This is a genomic window from Skermanella rosea (assembly GCF_016806835.2).
Classification (GTDB): domain Bacteria; phylum Pseudomonadota; class Alphaproteobacteria; order Azospirillales; family Azospirillaceae; genus Skermanella; species Skermanella rosea.
This window is the reverse complement of sequence record NZ_CP086112.1, coordinates 221084-237408: the sequence shown is the minus strand read 5'-3', so window position 1 is coordinate 237408 and position 16325 is coordinate 221084. Positions and strand designations below refer to the sequence as shown.

Annotated in this window: 14 protein-coding genes and 1 pseudogene; 11 read left to right on the top strand and 4 right to left on the bottom strand. The window is 63.6% G+C overall.

Going from position 1 to position 16325, the window contains the following annotated elements; translation table 11 throughout:
- Positions 1 to 11: 11 nt before the first annotated feature.
- A complete protein-coding gene (locus tag JL101_RS29595; RefSeq protein WP_203103229.1) occupies positions 12 to 836 on the top strand; it encodes an enoyl-CoA hydratase/isomerase family protein in 825 nt (274 codons plus the stop codon).
- Positions 833 to 2257 (top strand): class I adenylate-forming enzyme family protein, encoded by a 1425-nt coding sequence (locus tag JL101_RS29590; protein WP_203103227.1) that lies wholly within the window; start codon positions 833 to 835, stop codon positions 2255 to 2257. Before JL101_RS29595 ends, JL101_RS29590 begins: the two co-directional genes overlap by 4 nt.
- Before the next feature lie 417 nt (positions 2258 to 2674).
- Here the strand turns inward: JL101_RS29590 and JL101_RS29585 are convergent.
- Both JL101_RS29585 and JL101_RS29580 read right to left on the bottom strand, forming a co-directional pair.
- Positions 2675 to 2998 (bottom strand): annotated as a pseudogene (locus tag JL101_RS29585) (IS5/IS1182 family transposase); the annotation flags it as partial.
- Between the two features lie 251 nt (positions 2999 to 3249).
- Positions 3250 to 4146: a LysR substrate-binding domain-containing protein gene (locus JL101_RS29580; protein ID WP_203103225.1), complete on the bottom strand. Its 897-nt coding sequence runs from the start codon at positions 4144 to 4146 to the stop codon at positions 3250 to 3252.
- Positions 4147 to 4290: 144 nt separating this feature from the next.
- Between JL101_RS29580 and JL101_RS29575 the strand changes: the two genes are divergently transcribed.
- From JL101_RS29575 to JL101_RS29535, 9 genes are all read left to right on the top strand, one after another.
- The gene (locus JL101_RS29575; protein WP_203103223.1) at positions 4291 to 6357 is read left to right on the top strand and encodes an oxidoreductase; all 2067 of its coding nucleotides are present in this window, start codon (positions 4291 to 4293) and stop codon (positions 6355 to 6357) included.
- Positions 6358 to 6444: 87 nt separating this feature from the next.
- Complete coding sequence (locus JL101_RS29570) at positions 6445 to 7308, top strand: transporter substrate-binding domain-containing protein (protein WP_203103221.1); 864 nt, start codon at positions 6445 to 6447, stop codon at positions 7306 to 7308.
- A gap of 76 nt (positions 7309 to 7384) precedes the next feature.
- Entirely contained in the window at positions 7385 to 8131 is a 747-nt protein-coding gene (locus JL101_RS29565; protein ID WP_211111302.1) for an amino acid ABC transporter permease, read from the top strand.
- Positions 8128 to 8997 carry an amino acid ABC transporter permease gene (locus tag JL101_RS29560; RefSeq protein WP_203103219.1) on the top strand — a complete coding sequence of 290 codons (870 nt, stop codon included), beginning with the start codon at positions 8128 to 8130 and terminating at the stop codon, positions 8995 to 8997. The genes JL101_RS29565 and JL101_RS29560 overlap by 4 nt, the downstream gene beginning before the upstream one ends.
- A 49-nt stretch (positions 8998 to 9046) precedes the next feature.
- Positions 9047 to 9769, top strand: a complete 723-nt coding sequence (locus tag JL101_RS29555) for an amino acid ABC transporter ATP-binding protein (protein WP_203103217.1) — start codon at positions 9047 to 9049, stop codon at positions 9767 to 9769.
- 154 nt (positions 9770 to 9923) lie between these two features.
- Positions 9924 to 10655, top strand: coding sequence for an HAD-IA family hydrolase (locus JL101_RS29550; RefSeq protein ID WP_203103240.1), 732 nt, complete (start codon positions 9924 to 9926; stop codon positions 10653 to 10655).
- Between the two features lie 35 nt (positions 10656 to 10690).
- Complete coding sequence (locus JL101_RS29545) at positions 10691 to 11977, top strand: NAD(P)/FAD-dependent oxidoreductase (protein ID WP_203103215.1); 1287 nt, start codon at positions 10691 to 10693, stop codon at positions 11975 to 11977.
- A gap of 98 nt (positions 11978 to 12075) precedes the next feature.
- Positions 12076 to 13611 (top strand): FAD-dependent oxidoreductase, encoded by a 1536-nt coding sequence (locus JL101_RS29540; RefSeq protein ID WP_203103213.1) that lies wholly within the window; start codon positions 12076 to 12078, stop codon positions 13609 to 13611.
- A gap of 34 nt (positions 13612 to 13645) precedes the next feature.
- Positions 13646 to 14449, top strand: a complete 804-nt coding sequence (locus JL101_RS29535; protein WP_203103211.1) for an SDR family NAD(P)-dependent oxidoreductase — start codon at positions 13646 to 13648, stop codon at positions 14447 to 14449.
- A gap of 199 nt (positions 14450 to 14648) precedes the next feature.
- On the opposite strand, the gene JL101_RS29530 is transcribed toward JL101_RS29535, so the two are convergent.
- On the bottom strand, positions 14649 to 15062 hold the full coding sequence (locus tag JL101_RS29530; RefSeq protein WP_203103209.1) for a hypothetical protein: 414 nt from the start codon (positions 15060 to 15062) through the stop codon (positions 14649 to 14651).
- A 305-nt stretch (positions 15063 to 15367) separates the two neighbouring features.
- Entirely contained in the window at positions 15368 to 16273 is a 906-nt protein-coding gene (locus tag JL101_RS29525) for a 3'-5' exonuclease (protein ID WP_203103207.1), read from the bottom strand.
- Between the last annotated feature and the right edge of the window lie 52 nt (positions 16274 to 16325).

Here is a 16325-nt window from a genome sequence, read left to right as displayed (position 1 = left end):
AACCCTCTTCCATGACTTACGCGACGATCCTTCTCGAAAAGGGCGACGGGGTCGCCACGCTGGTGCTCAACCGGCCGGATCGCCTCAACGCGATCAACCAGACCATGCTGCGGGAAATCGACCGGGCGCTCGACGAGGTCGAAGCCGATCCCGACATCCGGGCGGTGGTGGTGACCGGCGCCGGATCCGCTTTCTCCTCCGGCTTCGACCTCAAGGAACAGATGGAGAAGCGGCCGTCCGGAATGGCGCAGTGGCGAACCCTGCTGCGCAACGACTTCGATCCGGTGATCCGGTTCTGGCGCCTGTCCAAGCCGACCATCGCCGCCGTCAACGGCCATTGCCTGGCGGGAGCCTGCGAGTTGGCGCTCGCCTGCGACATCACCGTCGCGTCCGAGAAAGCCGTGTTCGGCGAGCCCGAACTGAAGTTCGGCGCCGGCATCGTCGTGATGATCCTGCCCTGGATCGTCGGCCCGAAGATCGCCAAGGAAATCATCCTGACCGGAGAGGACCGGATCCCCGCCGACCGTGCCCTGCAGATCGGCATGGTCAACCGCGTGGTGCCGGCCGACCGGCTCCTGGAGGAGGCGCAGCGGACGGCCCGCCACATCGCGGCGATCGATCCGAACCTGGTCCGCCAGACCAAGCGGGCGATCAACCGGGCCTTCGAGATCATGGGCATGGGCGAGGCCCTGGAGGCGGCGCTGGACATCGACCTGCAGATCGAGGGGGAAGGCTCGCCCGACAAGCGGGAGTTCATGGAGATCGCCCGCGCCCGGGGCCTGCGCGCGGCGATCGCCTGGCGCGACGGCCGGTTCCCGGGAGGGTCCGGCCAATGACGGGCCGGCTGGCATCCCTGCTGGACGACGGGCTGGAGCGGGGGTCCGGTGCGATCGTCGAGGATCCCGGCGGCCGGCTCGATGCCGGCGGGATCCTGGCACGGGCGGGTGCCGTCGCGGCGGAACTCGCACGGCACGGGATCGGACCGGACGAGCCCGTGCTGGTCAGTGTCGGCAACCGCGCGGCGGACTTCGCCGCCCTGCTCGGAACGTGGCGGGCCGGGGCGGTTGCGGTCCCGGTGCACGCGACGACGCCGGGCCGGGTACTCGAATCCCTGCGCGAGGCCACCGGCGTCCGGCTGGTCCTCGACGGGGCGACCGGCGAGGCGGCGCGGGTCGCCGACGCGCCGCCGCCCGGACGCGCTCTCCTCGACGGGGCGGCGCTCGTGATCTTCACCTCCGGCTCGACCGGGGCGCCGAAGGGCGTCGTGATCGGTCACGACAGGCTCGCCGGAAAGCTCGACGTGCTCCGGTCGGTGCTCGGCATCGCGCACGGCCCGCACACGCTGCTGCCCTTGCAGGTCACCTTCATCTTCGGCATCTGGGTCTCGCTGGTCACCGTCCTGGCTGGCGGACGGCTGACGATGATGCCGAAGTTCACTCCCGCCGCGGCGCGGGCGGCGCTCGGGTCCGGCGTGACCACGGCCGCGTTCGTGCCGACCATGCTGCGCGCCCTGTTCTCCGAGGCGGCCCCGCCGCCGGCCGCGCCGGACCTGACGCGGATCCTGACCGGCGGCGAGCCGCTGGGGGAGGGCTTGGGCACCCGGATCGCCGAGGCCTTCCCGGCGGCCGGACTGTACGACCTGTACGGGCTCACCGAGACCGGATCCTGCGATTTCTGCGTCACGCCGGACCTGCGGGCAGCGGCTCCCGGCACGATCGGGATGCCCACTCCCGGAGTGGCGTTCCGGATCGCCGAGCCGGCCGACGCCGGTGCGGGCGGCGCCGGGGAACTGCTGATCCGCACGCCGTACGGCATGCTGGGTTATCTGGACCGGCCCGACCTGACCGCCGCCTCCTTCGCCGATGGCTGGTTCCGTACCGGCGACCTGGCGCGCCGGCGCCCCGACGGTACCGTCGAGCTGGCGGGCCGGGCGAAGGACATCGTCTCGCGCGGGGGGAACAAGATCGCGCCGCTGGAAATAGACAGGCTGTTCTGCAGCCATCCCGACGTGGTCGCGGCGCTGGCAGCTGGCGTGCCCGATCCGCTGCTCGGCGAGCGGCTGCATGTCATGGTGGTGCCGCGCGCCGGCGCGGCGGTGGACGCCCGGTCGCTGGCCGACTGGGCCGCCGAACGGATCGAACGCTTCAAGATCCCCGACGTCTTCCATTTTTCGGCCGCGCTGCCGCTTGGGCGGACGGGAAAGGCCGATCGCGGAGCATTGCGGGATTGGGTTGCACAAGGCGCGAAGAACGGCTGAGACGCGTGGACGATCCTGCAGGCCGGAGCCCCACCGTCAGCCCGCCCGTTCGCGGCGGCGCTGCCGGCGGTGATCGGGGAACCCCGGCACGGCCGCGGTGGGCCATGCCCGATACCGTGTGGCGCGATCGGCTGGCCGTCCTCGCCGACCAGGACACCTGGCTGGCGGATTGGGGGAGCCGGGCTGCCGGGTGCCCGTTGTCCTGCTGCCGCAAAACCCGGGCCCGGCGCTAGAACGCCTAGGCTCTCGCGCAGGCCGGCACTGATGCCGGCAGCGAGCGTAAAACCGCGTGCGAACCGGAATCGCTATCCCGGCGCCGGGATGGCACCGACCGAGCCGCGCCTGTCGCAACTGGTGCGAAATTCGTCTGTAGGGCGGATTTCGACCTCGGGATGTGTTGCTCGGGTGACCTTGCACGAGTTTGGTCATGCTGTTGAGAACTTTGCATCCGACGTTGGCACAGAGGGGTTCGCCTCGACCGGCTGGCTAGGCAGAGTCCGGGCCCGGAGACTTCGGCCGTTGACGACCTGGTAGCGCAGCATGGCGACCTCTCCAAGGGAGCGGCGGCCATATCCGACCGCCTTCTGCCAGCCGAGCCGCCGCGCCCCCGGTTCAGCAGGATGCGCAGGTCGCGCTGGGTCGGAGCTGTTCGCGCCTTGTCGCCCGGCACCGCGTTGACCGCGGCGGGACGATCACCGCGGCGGGTGGCGGGAAATCGTCCGGGCATCTTATGGCGACGGCTCCGGTTGATCTTGTACGGCATGCGGCTCTCAGTTTCAGAGGGCCGGCCTCCATATTCGTCAAGGCCCCGAACCGCCAGGCGCAGGCCGTTTTATGCGCCAACGTTGGTTGACGATGGTCGCAGACATAGCCCGCTGCTCTCCCGCGCGTCAGCCTTCCTTCAGCTCAAAGTAGTGTCCCGATCAGCATGGGTCTGCACATTCTGCCTGCGAACAGGTTCACGTCAATGCCCATCAATGCCGCAACAGAACTCAGACGCGGCTCAGGACTTCCTTGCGATAAGCTTTAAGGCATGAGACGAATTCCCGCGTGACTCTGGACGCAGGCCTGTGAACCGGGTGCAGGAGACCGATCCGCAGTATCACGCTCGGGTAGAACGGGATCACCACGATGCCGCGATCCCGGTAGTCATAGGCGGTGAAAGGATCAATGAACCCAACGCCGAGGTTCATCGAAACCATGGCTGCCACTGCACTGAAAATCTGTGCTTCAAGCACCAGTTTTCGCTGAACCCCGGCGCGCTGGAATATGTCATCGGCAAGCTTGCGGCCGACATTGTTGTGGGTCATCGAGATGAACCTCTCACCTTGCAGGTCTGGAGGTGAGCATTCCCTATGTCTCGCCAGACGATGCGTCGAGTGCACTGCGAGCCGCAGGGGTACTGAGCAAAATTCCTCGACCTCGGCACCGGCGCGCTGGAAAGGGTATTCGGCAAGGCCGAAATCGACGATCTGAGCCGCCACAAGCTCTTCGATCCGCGGTGACATCTGTATTCTAAGCGATATCTGGCTTTCGGGATGCTTCGTGACGAACCTGCCGATCGCCGCAGGCACGAACCCGCTTGCCAGGGCCGGGAGCGACGCCAGTGAAACCATCCCGGTATTGGCCAGCTGGAGCTCACGCGCGATTTCACGGATCTTGTCGACAGATGCGAAGGTGCGCTGGATCTCCTCATAGATAAGCCTGGCTTCCGGCGTGGGCTGCAATCGCCCGCTCGTTCGGTCGAACAGCGTCAGACGGAGTGAAGCCTCCAATTGCGTGAGGAGGCGGCTTATGGCGGGCTGGGACACGCCGAGCAGTTCGGCGGCCCCGATCGTCGTCTGCGCCATCATGGTTGCTCGAAAAGCTTCCAATTGCCGAATGTTCATTGCCAACCTCCTGATTAAACAAGCGGTATAACAGTTATGCATAGCCGAGCCAAGATTAGTGATTTGACTGTACAGAAAAGGGCGTCGATTCTTGGAGGCAGCGACAAGCATGGTTTTGCGAAACATACCAGATGGCTAGTTGAAATGACGGCTTACGAACAGCAGAAAGCGCATCGGATCAGCACTAGTGACCCGCTCCTCCAGCCCTTTCAGCTAAAACATCTGACGCTCAAGAACAGACTGATGAGCACGAGCCACGCGAGTGGTCTTGAGGAAGGAGGTCTTCCCAAAGAACGTTATCAATGTTATCACGAGGAAAAAGCAAAAGGAGGGATTGCGCTGACGATGTTCGGCGGTTCATCCAATATCGCTCCGGACTCCCCTAACATATTTAGGCAACTAAATGTTGGTGCGGACGATATCATTCCTTTCTTCCAGGAGTTTTCTGAGCGCATTCACCGCCATGGCGCGGCTCTTATGATCCAGATTACCCACCTCGGGCGCCGAGGGGAGCCCTATTCCGACAAATGGCTGCCAACCATAGCACCGTCTCCCGTCCGGGAGGCGCTGCACCGGAGCTTTCCCAAGGAGATGGATCGGCACGACATCGACCGGGTCGTTAAAGCTTACGGACAGGCGGCGCGACGCTGCAGGGAAGGCGGGCTGGACGGGCTGGAAACACTGGCCAGCGGCCACCTGATAGGCCAATTCCTGTCGCCCAAGACGAACCGGCGGACCGACGGCTTCGGCGGCTCGCTGAAAAACCGGGTACGGTTCCCGCTCATGGTCTTTGAGGAGATCCGGAGGCAGGCGGGAGACGATTTCATCTCCGGGCTCCGGCTCTCGGTCGACGAAGGGGGCGAGGGCGATGCCCTGGCGTTCGACGATTGCCTGGAAATCGCTCACATCTTTGAGCGTGAAGGGACGATCGACTTTTTCAACGCGCTCTACGGCTCCATGGATACTGAGCGAACGCTCGTCAGCGACATCCTTCCGGGCATGGCCTCTCCCATCGCGCCGTGGCTCAAGCGGATCGGGGAATTCAAGCGTGCCGTAAACCTGCCAGTTTTCCACGCGGCCCGCATCTCCGACATTTCCTCCGCACGCCACGCGATCCGCGAGGGTCTGCTCGATATGGTCGCCATGACGCGGGCGCATATAGCCGACCCGTACATCGTCGCGAAGCTCGAGGCCGGCCAGGAAGACCGCATCCGCCCCTGCGTCGGGGCCACGCACTGCCAGTCGCCCTACCGACCGCACTGCCTGCACAATCCGGCAACGGGCCGGGAAACAGTGCTGCCCCAGATCATCGAGCGCGCGAAGGCCCCGGCCAGGAAGGCCGTCGTGGTCGGCGGCGGGCCTGGCGGGCTCGAGGCCGCACGCATCCTGGCCGAGCGCGGTCATGATGTAGTGGTTTTCGAAGCGGCCGACCGTGTCGGCGGGCAGTTGCTTCTCGGTTCCCGCGGCAGCTGGCGGCGCGATTATGGCGGAATCATCGACTGGCGTGTCGCCGAGCTGGATCGCCTCGGCGTGCTCGTTCGCACCAACTTCTACGCCGAGCGCGAGGATGTCCTGGCCGAGAACCCGGATATCGTGATCATTGCAACCGGCGGCTTGCCCGACATTGACTGGATTGACGGCGCCGAGCACTGCACCAGCGTGTGGGATGCGCTGGGAGGAACCGTCCCATTGGCGCCCGAGATCATCGTCTACGACGGGACCGGCCGCAACCCGGCGGCGCAAGCTGTCGAGATGGCAGCGATGGAAGGTCGCAGCGTGCATCTCGTCTCCATCGATCCGCAGATCGGCCAGGAGTTGACCTATGCCGAGCGCGCCACCTGGAAAAAGCGCCTCTACGAACTGGAGATCCCGGCGACGTTCGAGGCCGAGATCGTGAGCGTGCGCCGGCGGGGGAACAGGATCGCCGCGACGTTCCGCAATACGATGACGGCAAGAAGCTTCGAACGGACCGCGGACCAGATAATCGTCGAACGTGGCACGATACCTGCAGATGACCTGTACCACGAGTTGCGCGAGCAGTCGGTCAATGACGGGGTCACGGATATCGATGCACTGCTACACAACCGTCCCCAGCCGAGAAGCTTTCGTCCCGATGCCCGTTTCGAACTCCACCGGATCGGCGACGCTGTCGCGAGCCGCAACGTCCATTCGGCAATGCTCGACGCCCTTCGCATATGCAATTTGATGTAGCACGCCGCTCCGATCCGCACAATTATCAGGCATTCCCTGAGCCAGGACGCACCCCTGATCCGCCCCCCCAGAGAGGAAGGAAGTACCATGATACACAGCATCAGGTCGTTTCGGTGGCTGAAGGCAATGGCTGCCAGCGCCATTGTCTTGACAGCGGCACTCTCCCCTGTGAAAAGCGCCGAGGCGGCGAATGAGCACTTCAAGGAGGTCCTTGACCGCGGCGTCCTGCGCGTCGGCGTTCAGGGCGCGCTGCCACCCTGGTCATACCGCGATCCGAGCGGCAAGATCGTCGGCATCGAGCCCGATCTCGCCCGGGAAGTCGCCGATGTGATGGGGGTCGATCTGGAGCTGGTCGTGATCGAATCCGCCAACCGCATGCAGTTCCTGCAACAGGGACAGATCGATCTGATCATCGGTGCCATGTCCGACCTGCCGGATCGCCGCAAGGCGGTGGGGATCGTGGAGCCGAACTATTGGACGTCCGGCGCCAACGTTCTCTTCAAGGAGGGCGCCATATCGGCTTGGGAAGATCTCAGGGGCAAGCCGGTCTGCGCCAAGCAGGGGCTCTTCTACAACAACCTCGTGGAGCGCGCCTACCGGCCGCGGATCGTGTCGTTCCCGGGCAACACGGAAACGAAACAGGCTCTTCGCAGCGGCAAATGCGTCGCCTGGCTGTCCGACGACATCACGATCCAGCAGTCCCTGGCAGCCAACGAGTGGGAAGGCTACGTCATGCCGCTCGAGACGCAGCACCAGAGCGTGTGGGGAATCGCGGTCCCGCTGGCGGAAAAGGATCAGGTCTTTGGCAAGATGATGTCCGGAATGATTTATGGCTGGCACGCGTCGGGCAGGTTCCTCGAGCTTGCGAAGACCTGGAACATCGAGCCTGCTACCTGGCTGAGGGAGCAGCATGAAAAATTCTCGTACGACAGGAGCCATCTGGCCGAGTAACGGTCGTCGGGGGAGCGGCACGTCACCATCCCCCGAACTTAGCTTCAATTGATGCGAGAGAAGCGGGAGAAGGCGGTTGTTTGAAGAAATCGCGCCAGTGTTCCGCGAGTTGTACGAGACGACCGGGATCAACTTTGTCTTCCTGTATGATCCGTTCGAATGGGAGCGTCTTTTCGAGGGCATCGTCCTTTCGCTTCAACTGATCGTTGCCTGCCTGACTCTTTCCATCATCATCGGCATCATCGGTGCCTGGGCTCAGGGCGCGCAGTCGAGGCTGCTCCGGACGGTGGTGGCCGGATACATCCAATTCTTCCGGAACACGCCGCCCTTCGTCCAGCTGCTGTTCTTTTTCTTCGGCCTGGGCGCCTTCACGCCACAGATCGATGCCGGCGGCTACTATGAGCCGGTCATCAGCGCCTTCGGGTGGGCAGTCATTGCGCTGGGATGCTTCGGCGGCGCTTTCAATGTCGAGATTTTCCGGTCCGGCATCGAGGCTGTGCCAACGGCAACCAAAGAAGCGGCCGACGCGCTCGGGTACACGCGTCTCGGATCCTACATCCACGTCATCCTGCCGCTGGCACTCCGCATCTGCCTGCCGGCGCTGAACGCCAATCTGATCAGCCTGCTGAAGACGACTTCCCTCGCTTATGCGATCTCGGTACCCGAGGTCACGTACGCCGCAAACCAGATCTGGTCGGACAACATAAATGTCGCGGAGATGATGCTCGTGCTGTTCCTGTACTATAACATCGTCGTCGCGATCCTGGCCTGGGGCATGCACAAGCTGGAACGCCGGCTGTCGCTTCCGGGATATGGTCGATGAGCCGGCCCCCCTATCTGGACCCGGGCCTGGATGCGGCCGTTCGCCAAGTTCACCGGCGATCCCGGGAAACACACCCTTCGCTTCTCTCCTCACTGCCCCTATGGCCGGGATGCGCGCTGATCCTCATCCTGGCCGCCTCGATCACGGCGGCCGAGGCGCAGACTACAGGCGATCCGGGGGTTTCCGGGCCGATCGAGACGCTGTTGCAGTGGATGCCGTTCATTCTCCAGGGCTTCGTCCTGAATCTGGTCATGAGCTTCCTGGCCATGATGCTGGCAACGGTCTTCGGCCTCTTTCTCGGCCTGATGCAGATCTCCGTAATCAGCTGGGTCCGGAGGATCTCGTGGTTCGTAACGCAGATCTTCCGCAACACGCCCTGGCTGGTCATCCTGTTCGCCATCATCTTCCTGAGCCCGTCACAGATCAGCATTGCCGGCGAGACATATTTCATATCCGGATGGATCAAGGCGACGGTGGGCTTCTCGCTGCCCGTGATGGCCAACATCTCGGAGATCGTGCGCGGGGCCATTCGCTCCATTCCCGACGGCCAGTGGGAGTCATCGGAAAGCCTCGCCTTCTCCCGCATGCAGACGATCTGGATGATCATCCTGCCGCAATGCGTCAAACGGATGATCCCGCCCTGGATGAACTGGTACGCCATTCTCACGCTCTCGACGCCGATCGCGTCGATCCTCGGCGTGCAGGAAGCGGTCGGAAACGCACAGGCGGCGATGGAGGCGGCCGGCGCGCGGGAAGAACTGCTGATCCCCTTCTACGGATCGATCATGCTGCTGTTCTTCGCCTATATCTACCCGATTGCGCGCCTGACGACCCGGCTGGAACGACGGTACGCGGTACGGATTTGAGGAGACTGGAACGTTGAACACCAACCAAACCTGGACACCGGAACAGCCGATGATCTCGGTCAGCGATGTCCACAAGTCCTACGGTGCCGTCGAAGTCCTGAAGGGCGTGAGTTTCGACGTATTCAAAGGCCAGGTGGTCTGTCTGATCGGTCCTTCCGGTTCCGGCAAATCCACAATGATCCGGTGCATCAATGCCCTGACCCCATTCGAGAGCGGGTCCATCAAGGTCGAAGGGCAGGAGGTCAACGTTCCCAATCTTGACAAGCTGGAGCTTCGAAAGAAGGTCGGGATGGTGTTCCAGCAGTACAATCTCTTTCCGCACAAAACCGCGATCGAGAACATCATGATGGCGCCGGTCCACGTGCTCAAGCAATCCAAGGAAGAGGTTCGGGCGCGGGCCGAAAGACTGGTCAAGAAGGTCAGACTGTCGGGCAAAGAGCATCAGTACCCCGGAGAGCTGTCCGGCGGCCAGCAGCAGCGGGTCGCCATCGCCCGATCTCTCGCGATGGAGCCGGACGTCATTCTCTTCGACGAAGTGACCGCGGCACTCGATCCGGAAACCGTGAAGGAGGTCCTGCTCACGATCCGGGAACTGGCCGAGGAAGGGATGACCTGCATCCTTGTCACCCACGAGATGGGTTTTGCCCGGGAGGTTGCGAACCACATCTACTTCACCGACCGCGGGGTGATCGTCGAGCACGGGCCGCCGGCCGAGTTCTTCTCCAACCCCCGCGACCCGCGGACGCGGGAGTTCTTGAATCAGATCCTTTAGGCCGACTGATCGTATCAGCCTTGGCCCCAGCATACAGTTCCTGGTCGGCTAATCGGGCAAACGGGTACCTTCAGCCATGCCAGTGACAATGGCAAACGGGGTCATGCAGCCCGGAGCGGGCAATCACCTGTGCAATGAGAAAGGTCACGTGAACATGACATTCAGTGCGTTCAAGGTCCTCACCTTCGATGTGGTCGGAACACTGATCGACTTCGAGAAAGGCGTCCTGGATGGCGTCCGGAACATCGGCGGAGAAGCCGCCAGGGATCTGTCCGATGACGCGATCTTCAAACCCTACGTCGCGGCCCGCGATCTTTATCCCGGCCGTTCGAGCCGCTCGATGCGCGATGTCTATCGGCATGTCGCCCGGGAACTCGGGCTGCGGGCCGACGAGAGTGCGGCGGAAGCTTTCCAGTTGGCGGTCCTGCAGTGGCCGGCCTTCCCGGATTCCGCCGAGGCGCTGAAACGGCTGCGGTCGCGCTTCAGGCTCGTGGCCATGACCAATGCCGATCGTGTCGCCTTCTCCTGCTACTCACACACGCTCGGTCATCCGTTCCATGACAGCGTTACGGTCGACGAGGCCGGGGTGCCGAAGCCGCGTCCTGAGTTTTTCGCCTTCAATCGCGGTCGACAGTCGGCTTTCGGCTTCAAACAGGACGAGATCCTGCACGTCGCCCAGAGCCAATACCACGATATAGGCATCGCCAAGGAGCTCGGCTATGCGGTGTGCTGGATAGAGCGCCGGATGGGGAAGGACGGGTTCGGCGGGACGCCGGAGCCGAAGCAACTCACCAAGCCCGACTTCCACTTCGCGACACTTGCCGAACTCGCGGACGCGGTCGAGGCCGGCGAACCTGTCCGCAGGCCGACGCAGTCCCCGGGTTGACCGTGGCAGCGTTCTCAGGGCAGGGCAGCCTTCCCATGGCATGGCCGTTGTCGCTGTGGGCCGAGACGGCGGAAGCGGCAGAGCCGCCCTCCCGGCTGAAGGGCGATCAGCACGCCGATGTGGCGATCATCGGGGGCGGCTATACAGGCCTTTCCGCTGCTCACAGTTTCGCCGGGAAAGGCCTGAAACCGGTTGTCCTGGAGGCAAATGAGATCGGGTGGGGTGCCAGCGGGCGCAATGGCGGCGTCGTCTCCAGCAAATTCCGCTTGCCGATCCCGGCAATCGCGAAAGCCCATGGGCTCGACACCGCGCGCCGAATGGCAGATCTCGGCCACGAAGCCGTCGACAAAGTCGCGGATCTCGTTGGGGAATACGGGATCGGCAGCGCCGGTTTTTCCCTGACGGGCAATCTCCGCTGCGCCCATAACGCCGTCTCGCTGAAATCCCTGGCCGGCGAGGCGGAAACCATGCGGTCTGTCTTCGGCGACCGGTCGATCCGCATCCTCGGGGCCGATGAGGTTGCGGAAGAAACAGGCTCCAAGGGGTTTGTCGGCGGCGCTCTGTCCGAGCATGCCGGCGTCATCCACCCGCTCAACTTCGTCAGGGGCATGGCCGCCGGCCTGCGCCGCCGGGGTGTCGACATATTCGAGCACAGCGCCGCCCTGAGGATACGCCCGGAAGGCGACGCTGTTCTGGTGGAGACAGCGACCGGCACGCTGCGGGCGCGCCGCCTGGTGCTGGCCACCAACGCCTACTCCAGCCTGACGGAAGCAACGTCCGCGGTCAGCCGAACCTTGATCCCGTTTCGCAGCGCCATGATTGCCACGGAGCATCTTGGGCCGGTCCTGGACGATGCGGTAATGCGGGCAGGGCGCAGCTATACCGAAACCCGGCGCATGATGCGCTGGTTCCGGAAGGTGGAGGGCCGGATGCTTTTCGGGGGGCGGGGTGCTTTCGGAAAAAGCGACTCCGGGGCCGCCTTCGATGCCCTTTACCGTGCAATGATCGGACTTTTTCCCCAGCTTGAAGGAAAGTCGGTCACCCATCGCTGGTCGGGGCTCGTCGGCATGACGCTCGACGCCGTTCCCCATGTGGGCCGCCTCGACGACAGGACCGTGTATGCTCTCGGCTACAACGGCAGCGGCGTTGCCGCCGCTTGCCTGATGGGCCAGTACGTCGCCGACCTGGCACTCGGCGGCAAGCCCGATCTGGCACTTCTCTCGTCCGACCGGGTAAAAACCATACCGTTCTATGCCCTTCGTGAACCGGCCGTCCGGCTGGTTGCCGGTTGGTACCAGTTCCTCGACCGTATCGGCCGGTGATGGGGCGGGTGTTTGCCTGCTTCCCTGCGGTTCTCGACACAAGGTTCAGGCGCCGCCGCGGCGGCCGGCGCCCACTCTCTTCCACTGCGGAGGTTAGCATGCGTTCAGTTCTGTCGTCACTTGAGGGCCAGCTTTTCGATGCAGCGGTGATCGGCGGCGGCGTGAATGGGGCAAGCACCGCGCAGCAGCTGGCATCCGCCGGCTACTCGGTTCTTCTGGTGGACAAGAGCGACTTTGCCACGGGAGCGAGCGGACGGTCCTCCCGCCTGCTCCATTGCGGGCTCCGATACCTTGCCCCCGGGAAGTCGGCCTGGGAATTCGCACGCCATCCGAGCCGGTTTGCGAATGCCTGTAAGATGGCCAGGGCGGCGATGCGATCGCGGGCGCAGTTTGTCAGGGACACGCCGGACCGGGTCCGCGTGCTGAAATTCTGCTTTCCGCTCTACAAGGACAGCCCCTACAGCACATGGCAGATCGATGCCGCCTTCGGCCTCCTCCGGACGCTGGGCGGCGGCGACGTCCCGCTGAACTACCGGCGTGTTCCCGCATCCGAAGCAGAGGCGACTCCTCTGCTCGAGCATTTGCGCGACAAGAGCAGTCTGATGTCGGTCGCGATGTTCGATGAATTCCAGTTCGACTGGCCCGAGCGGGTTGCGGTGGACGCGATCCTCGATGCGGAACGCCTCGGCGCCAGCGTCCGGAACTACACCGAGGCCCGAGAGGTCGCCCGCCAGGGCGATCTCTGGCAGGTCAGGCTTGGTGACACGCTGGATCCTGACGCTCATCCTGCGACCGTGACGGCGCGATCCATCTTCAACATGAGCGGCTTGTGGATCGACCGCGTCAACGCCAGGGTTTCAAACGCCCGCATCAAACGGCGGACCACCGGCACGAAGGGCTCGCACATCGTGGTCCGCCTGCCGCCGGAGTGTGCCGATTACGGGATCGCGACGCTCAATCGCCGGGGCGAGCCCTTCTACTGCGTGCCCTGGCGGGGACTGCACTATTTCGGCCCGACGGAAACCCTCTATGAGGGCGATCCCGATGATGTGCGTCCGACGGAGGAGGAATTCGAGTTTCTTCTGGGGGAGGCCAACCACCTGCTGCCGACGATCGGTTTGAAGCGCTCCGATATCATCTATGGCTGGTCCGGCGTCAGGCCGCTGACATACGATCCGGCGCAGCCGATGGGGGCTCGGTCGCGCGAACTGCACGATTTCACGCAGGAAGGTGCTCCCAATATGTTCGCCATGACGGCGGGCCCGATCATGACCCACCGGTCCGCGGGGGAGATAGCATATCGTGCCATCAAGGACAGGCTTTCGCCCAGTCAGTCGACGGCTCGCCCGAGTTATGCGTCAACAAGCGTGCCGCTCGAGAGCGGCCGGAGCACGGCCGACGAACGTCGTGCCTGGATGCAACGTGCTGTTCAGGCGGAGCATGCGGTGACGATCGAGGATGTGATGTTCCGCCGAACCGGCCTGGCATGGTCGGAAAATCCCATCGGCGACGATGTGGAGCTTGCGGCCCGCACGGTCGCCCGGGCGAGTGGCTGGTCCGATGCCCGTATGGCCGATGAGATCCACGGATACCGCGAGCGCATGACGAGGCGACTGCACATTACCCGGAACTGACGTCAATTCTCTGATGCTAAGGAGGAAGGCCGTGGTGGCAAACCCAGATGACGAGCAGGTACGGCATAGTGCTTATGTTACAGGTGGTACTCGTGGAATCGGATGGGCGATAGCGCAGGCCCTCGCGAAATCGGGGTACGAGGTCACTGCATCCTCCCAGAGCGAGAAAAGCGTCTCTGACTGCCGCGGCCGCGTCGCGTCGGGTAATCTCACCATCCATCCAGAAGTCGCCGATGTCTGCGATGAGGAGGCGATTTCCACCTCGATTGGCAGAACCAGCGCTCGCAGCAAGGGTCTCGATCTTCTAGTCTGCTGTGCGGGCGGCGCCTTTCTGGGCAATGGGGAGACGCTGTCCATGGCGGATTGGGACCGCTGCATGGATTTGAACTTGAGAGCAGCGTTCTTTTGCGCCAAGACAGCGATTCCCCTGATGCGGCAGACCAAGCACGGTGGCGTCATCATATTCGTGTCGTCGATATGGGCTCACGTGACGCCGCCGGATCGAGCCGCCTATGCAACCGCCAAAGCGGCCCTCACGACCTTGGCGCGCACTCTTGCCATCGACCATGCAAAGGATGGGATCCGTGTGAACTGCGTGGCACCCGGTTTCGTAGATACCGATCTCCTGCGCACTACGCTCACGGGAACTACGGCTAAAAACATTGAAGATGACGCATTCAAGCGGCTTTGCGCGCGACACCCTCTAGGACGCCTTGTGACTGCCGAGGATGTCGCGAATGCGGTTGTCTTTCTTGCCGGTCCGGGCGCAATCAACATAACCGCACAGACACTTACTATAGATGGTGGAATGTCGACACAGTTCAGATGGAACGACTGATCGACGAGCGAGAGCATGAGATCTTATGGAGTACTCAGTCGGGCTTCTGCAGATTGATCTCTGTTCGCAGACAGGGCTGCCCGGCGATGCTGGCTCGGATGGTACTTTGAGATGAGTGGCGGGGGAAGACGGTCGGTGGATGGAAGGAACCTTGTTGCATCCGGACAGAGGGCCAATGCCTGCAGGAAGCTTGTTCGGCTCAGAAGTCTTTAGCCCATTTTTCCCAAAAGCCCGGTTCATCGTGGTGAGCATTCCGCATTGCGACGTTGAGCGACAGATAACACAGTGTAACGCCTGATATCCGCATCGTTCCATCGGGGTTTTCGAAATAATCCCTCAGCCTTCTGTAATCCGCGTTTTCCGCATCATAAGGAATGTCTACATAGATTTGACCGCGATAGGACTCCAGGCAGTTCTCTGAAGCCATGCCGCCACACGGATACCATTGGATTCCTTGTTCATCCAGCCAGCCCGTAACCTCCTGCCAAATCGCTGTTTCCGACCAATCAACGAAGTCCTCAGTGATATCGGTGCCGACGCCAAATATGATCGAAAGCACGTCACGCTGCTTCTGACGCGCGATCTGATCGATATGCTGGATGATGCGAGGCATGCTTCCGCCTTCAACCCGTATGAGGCACCCATATCTCCGGACCCGGGAAGGCGGCCAACAGTCCCCTCCGGAAGGCATGATGCAGGAAACGTTACGCCTCGCTCGCTAACCTTCCGTAAAACAGCCGCATGCGCCGCAGACACTTTGACATCGGAGCAGGCCTGCGTCACTTCAAGCCTGGGTGCGCCCCCCTTCCATTGGCGGTAAGCCTCCGGGCCTCAGCCGGGTTAAGAACCGGCGGCGCACCTGCTTCCAGTCCATCCCGGATCCTCTGTTCCGGGCTTAGATGCCGATCCCTATGTCGCCTAGCCGTAAGGGATCAGCATCGCCCTCGCGGCATGGCGGTCCCGCGCCGTCAGCCGGACCGGAACGCCCGTGCAGCCGGCATTCGCCCTCAGCCACTCCAGTTCGGCATCCGCACCATCATCCTGCAGGTCGCGGTACCATGCCCTGGCGCTGCCCGGGATCGACCCGTCGTTCCACCGGTATCCGCGCCGCTTCAGCACGTCCTTGGCGTCGAAGGGGCTGCCGATCGCCCATACCCTCGACGTCGGCGTCCGTGCCCGCGCCAGCAGGCTCGCCATCGCGAGCGTTCCCGTCGCCGGCAGCGTCCGGCTCAGAACCTCGACGCCCGCCAGGCAGTCGACCTCGCCGCGGTGCGCCCCGGCGAAGATGAAGCCCATGCGGAAGGCGACATAGTCGAGCTTCGCCGAGCCGATGCCTTCGGCCTTCCAGTCGATCTCGGCCGCCGTGCAGGCCCAGGGCCTCGCCGCGAAAGCCGGCAGCCGCGCCTCGAGCTTCGGGCGGTCAAAGGACGCGTTGTGCGAGACCACCAGGTTCGAGGCGGCCAGCAGGTCGAGCACGGCCGCGTCGTCGATCCGCTGCCCGGCGACCATTTCCGTGGTGATGCCGGTCAGCGCGGTCACTTCCGCCGGCACTTCGGCGCCGCCGGCCGGCTGCTCCAGCCACGAACGGGCAGCCAGGATCCTGCCGAGCCTGCCGGTCGACGGGTCGTATTCCACCTGCACGGCCGCCAGTTCGATGATCTCGGCGTCGTGCTCGAGGCCGGTCGTCTCCGTGTCGACGTAGAGCAGCCGGCAGACCGTCGCATCCGGCGGCAGGTCGCCGTAACCGTCCGTCTGCCGGTAGACGTCGAAGACGCGGTAGCGGCCGGTGTCCTCCAGGGCGGCGGCCATTTCGGCCGGGGTCATGGCAGCGCTCCTCTCTGTGTCGGCTCACGGGCCAGACGCATCCGGCCACCGT

Coding starts and splice junctions, on each gene's coding strand:
- JL101_RS29545 (WP_203103215.1), top strand. CDS start 10,691: ATGGCATGGCCGTTGTCGCTGTGGGCCGAGACGGCGGAAGCGGCAGAG.
- JL101_RS29540 (WP_203103213.1), top strand. CDS start 12,076: ATGCGTTCAGTTCTGTCGTCACTTGAGGGCCAGCTTTTCGATGCAGCG.
- JL101_RS29530 (WP_203103209.1), bottom strand. CDS start 15,062: ATGCCTCGCATCATCCAGCATATCGATCAGATCGCGCGTCAGAAGCAG.
- JL101_RS29580 (WP_203103225.1), bottom strand. CDS start 4,146: ATGAACATTCGGCAATTGGAAGCTTTTCGAGCAACCATGATGGCGCAG.
- JL101_RS29525 (WP_203103207.1), bottom strand. CDS start 16,273: ATGACCCCGGCCGAAATGGCCGCCGCCCTGGAGGACACCGGCCGCTAC.
- JL101_RS29555 (WP_203103217.1), top strand. CDS start 9,047: ATGATCTCGGTCAGCGATGTCCACAAGTCCTACGGTGCCGTCGAAGTC.
- JL101_RS29560 (WP_203103219.1), top strand. CDS start 8,128: ATGAGCCGGCCCCCCTATCTGGACCCGGGCCTGGATGCGGCCGTTCGC.
- JL101_RS29550 (WP_203103240.1), top strand. CDS start 9,924: ATGACATTCAGTGCGTTCAAGGTCCTCACCTTCGATGTGGTCGGAACA.
- JL101_RS29590 (WP_203103227.1), top strand. CDS start 833: ATGACGGGCCGGCTGGCATCCCTGCTGGACGACGGGCTGGAGCGGGGG.
- JL101_RS29595 (WP_203103229.1), top strand. CDS start 12: ATGACTTACGCGACGATCCTTCTCGAAAAGGGCGACGGGGTCGCCACG.
- JL101_RS29575 (WP_203103223.1), top strand. CDS start 4,291: ATGACGGCTTACGAACAGCAGAAAGCGCATCGGATCAGCACTAGTGAC.
- JL101_RS29570 (WP_203103221.1), top strand. CDS start 6,445: ATGATACACAGCATCAGGTCGTTTCGGTGGCTGAAGGCAATGGCTGCC.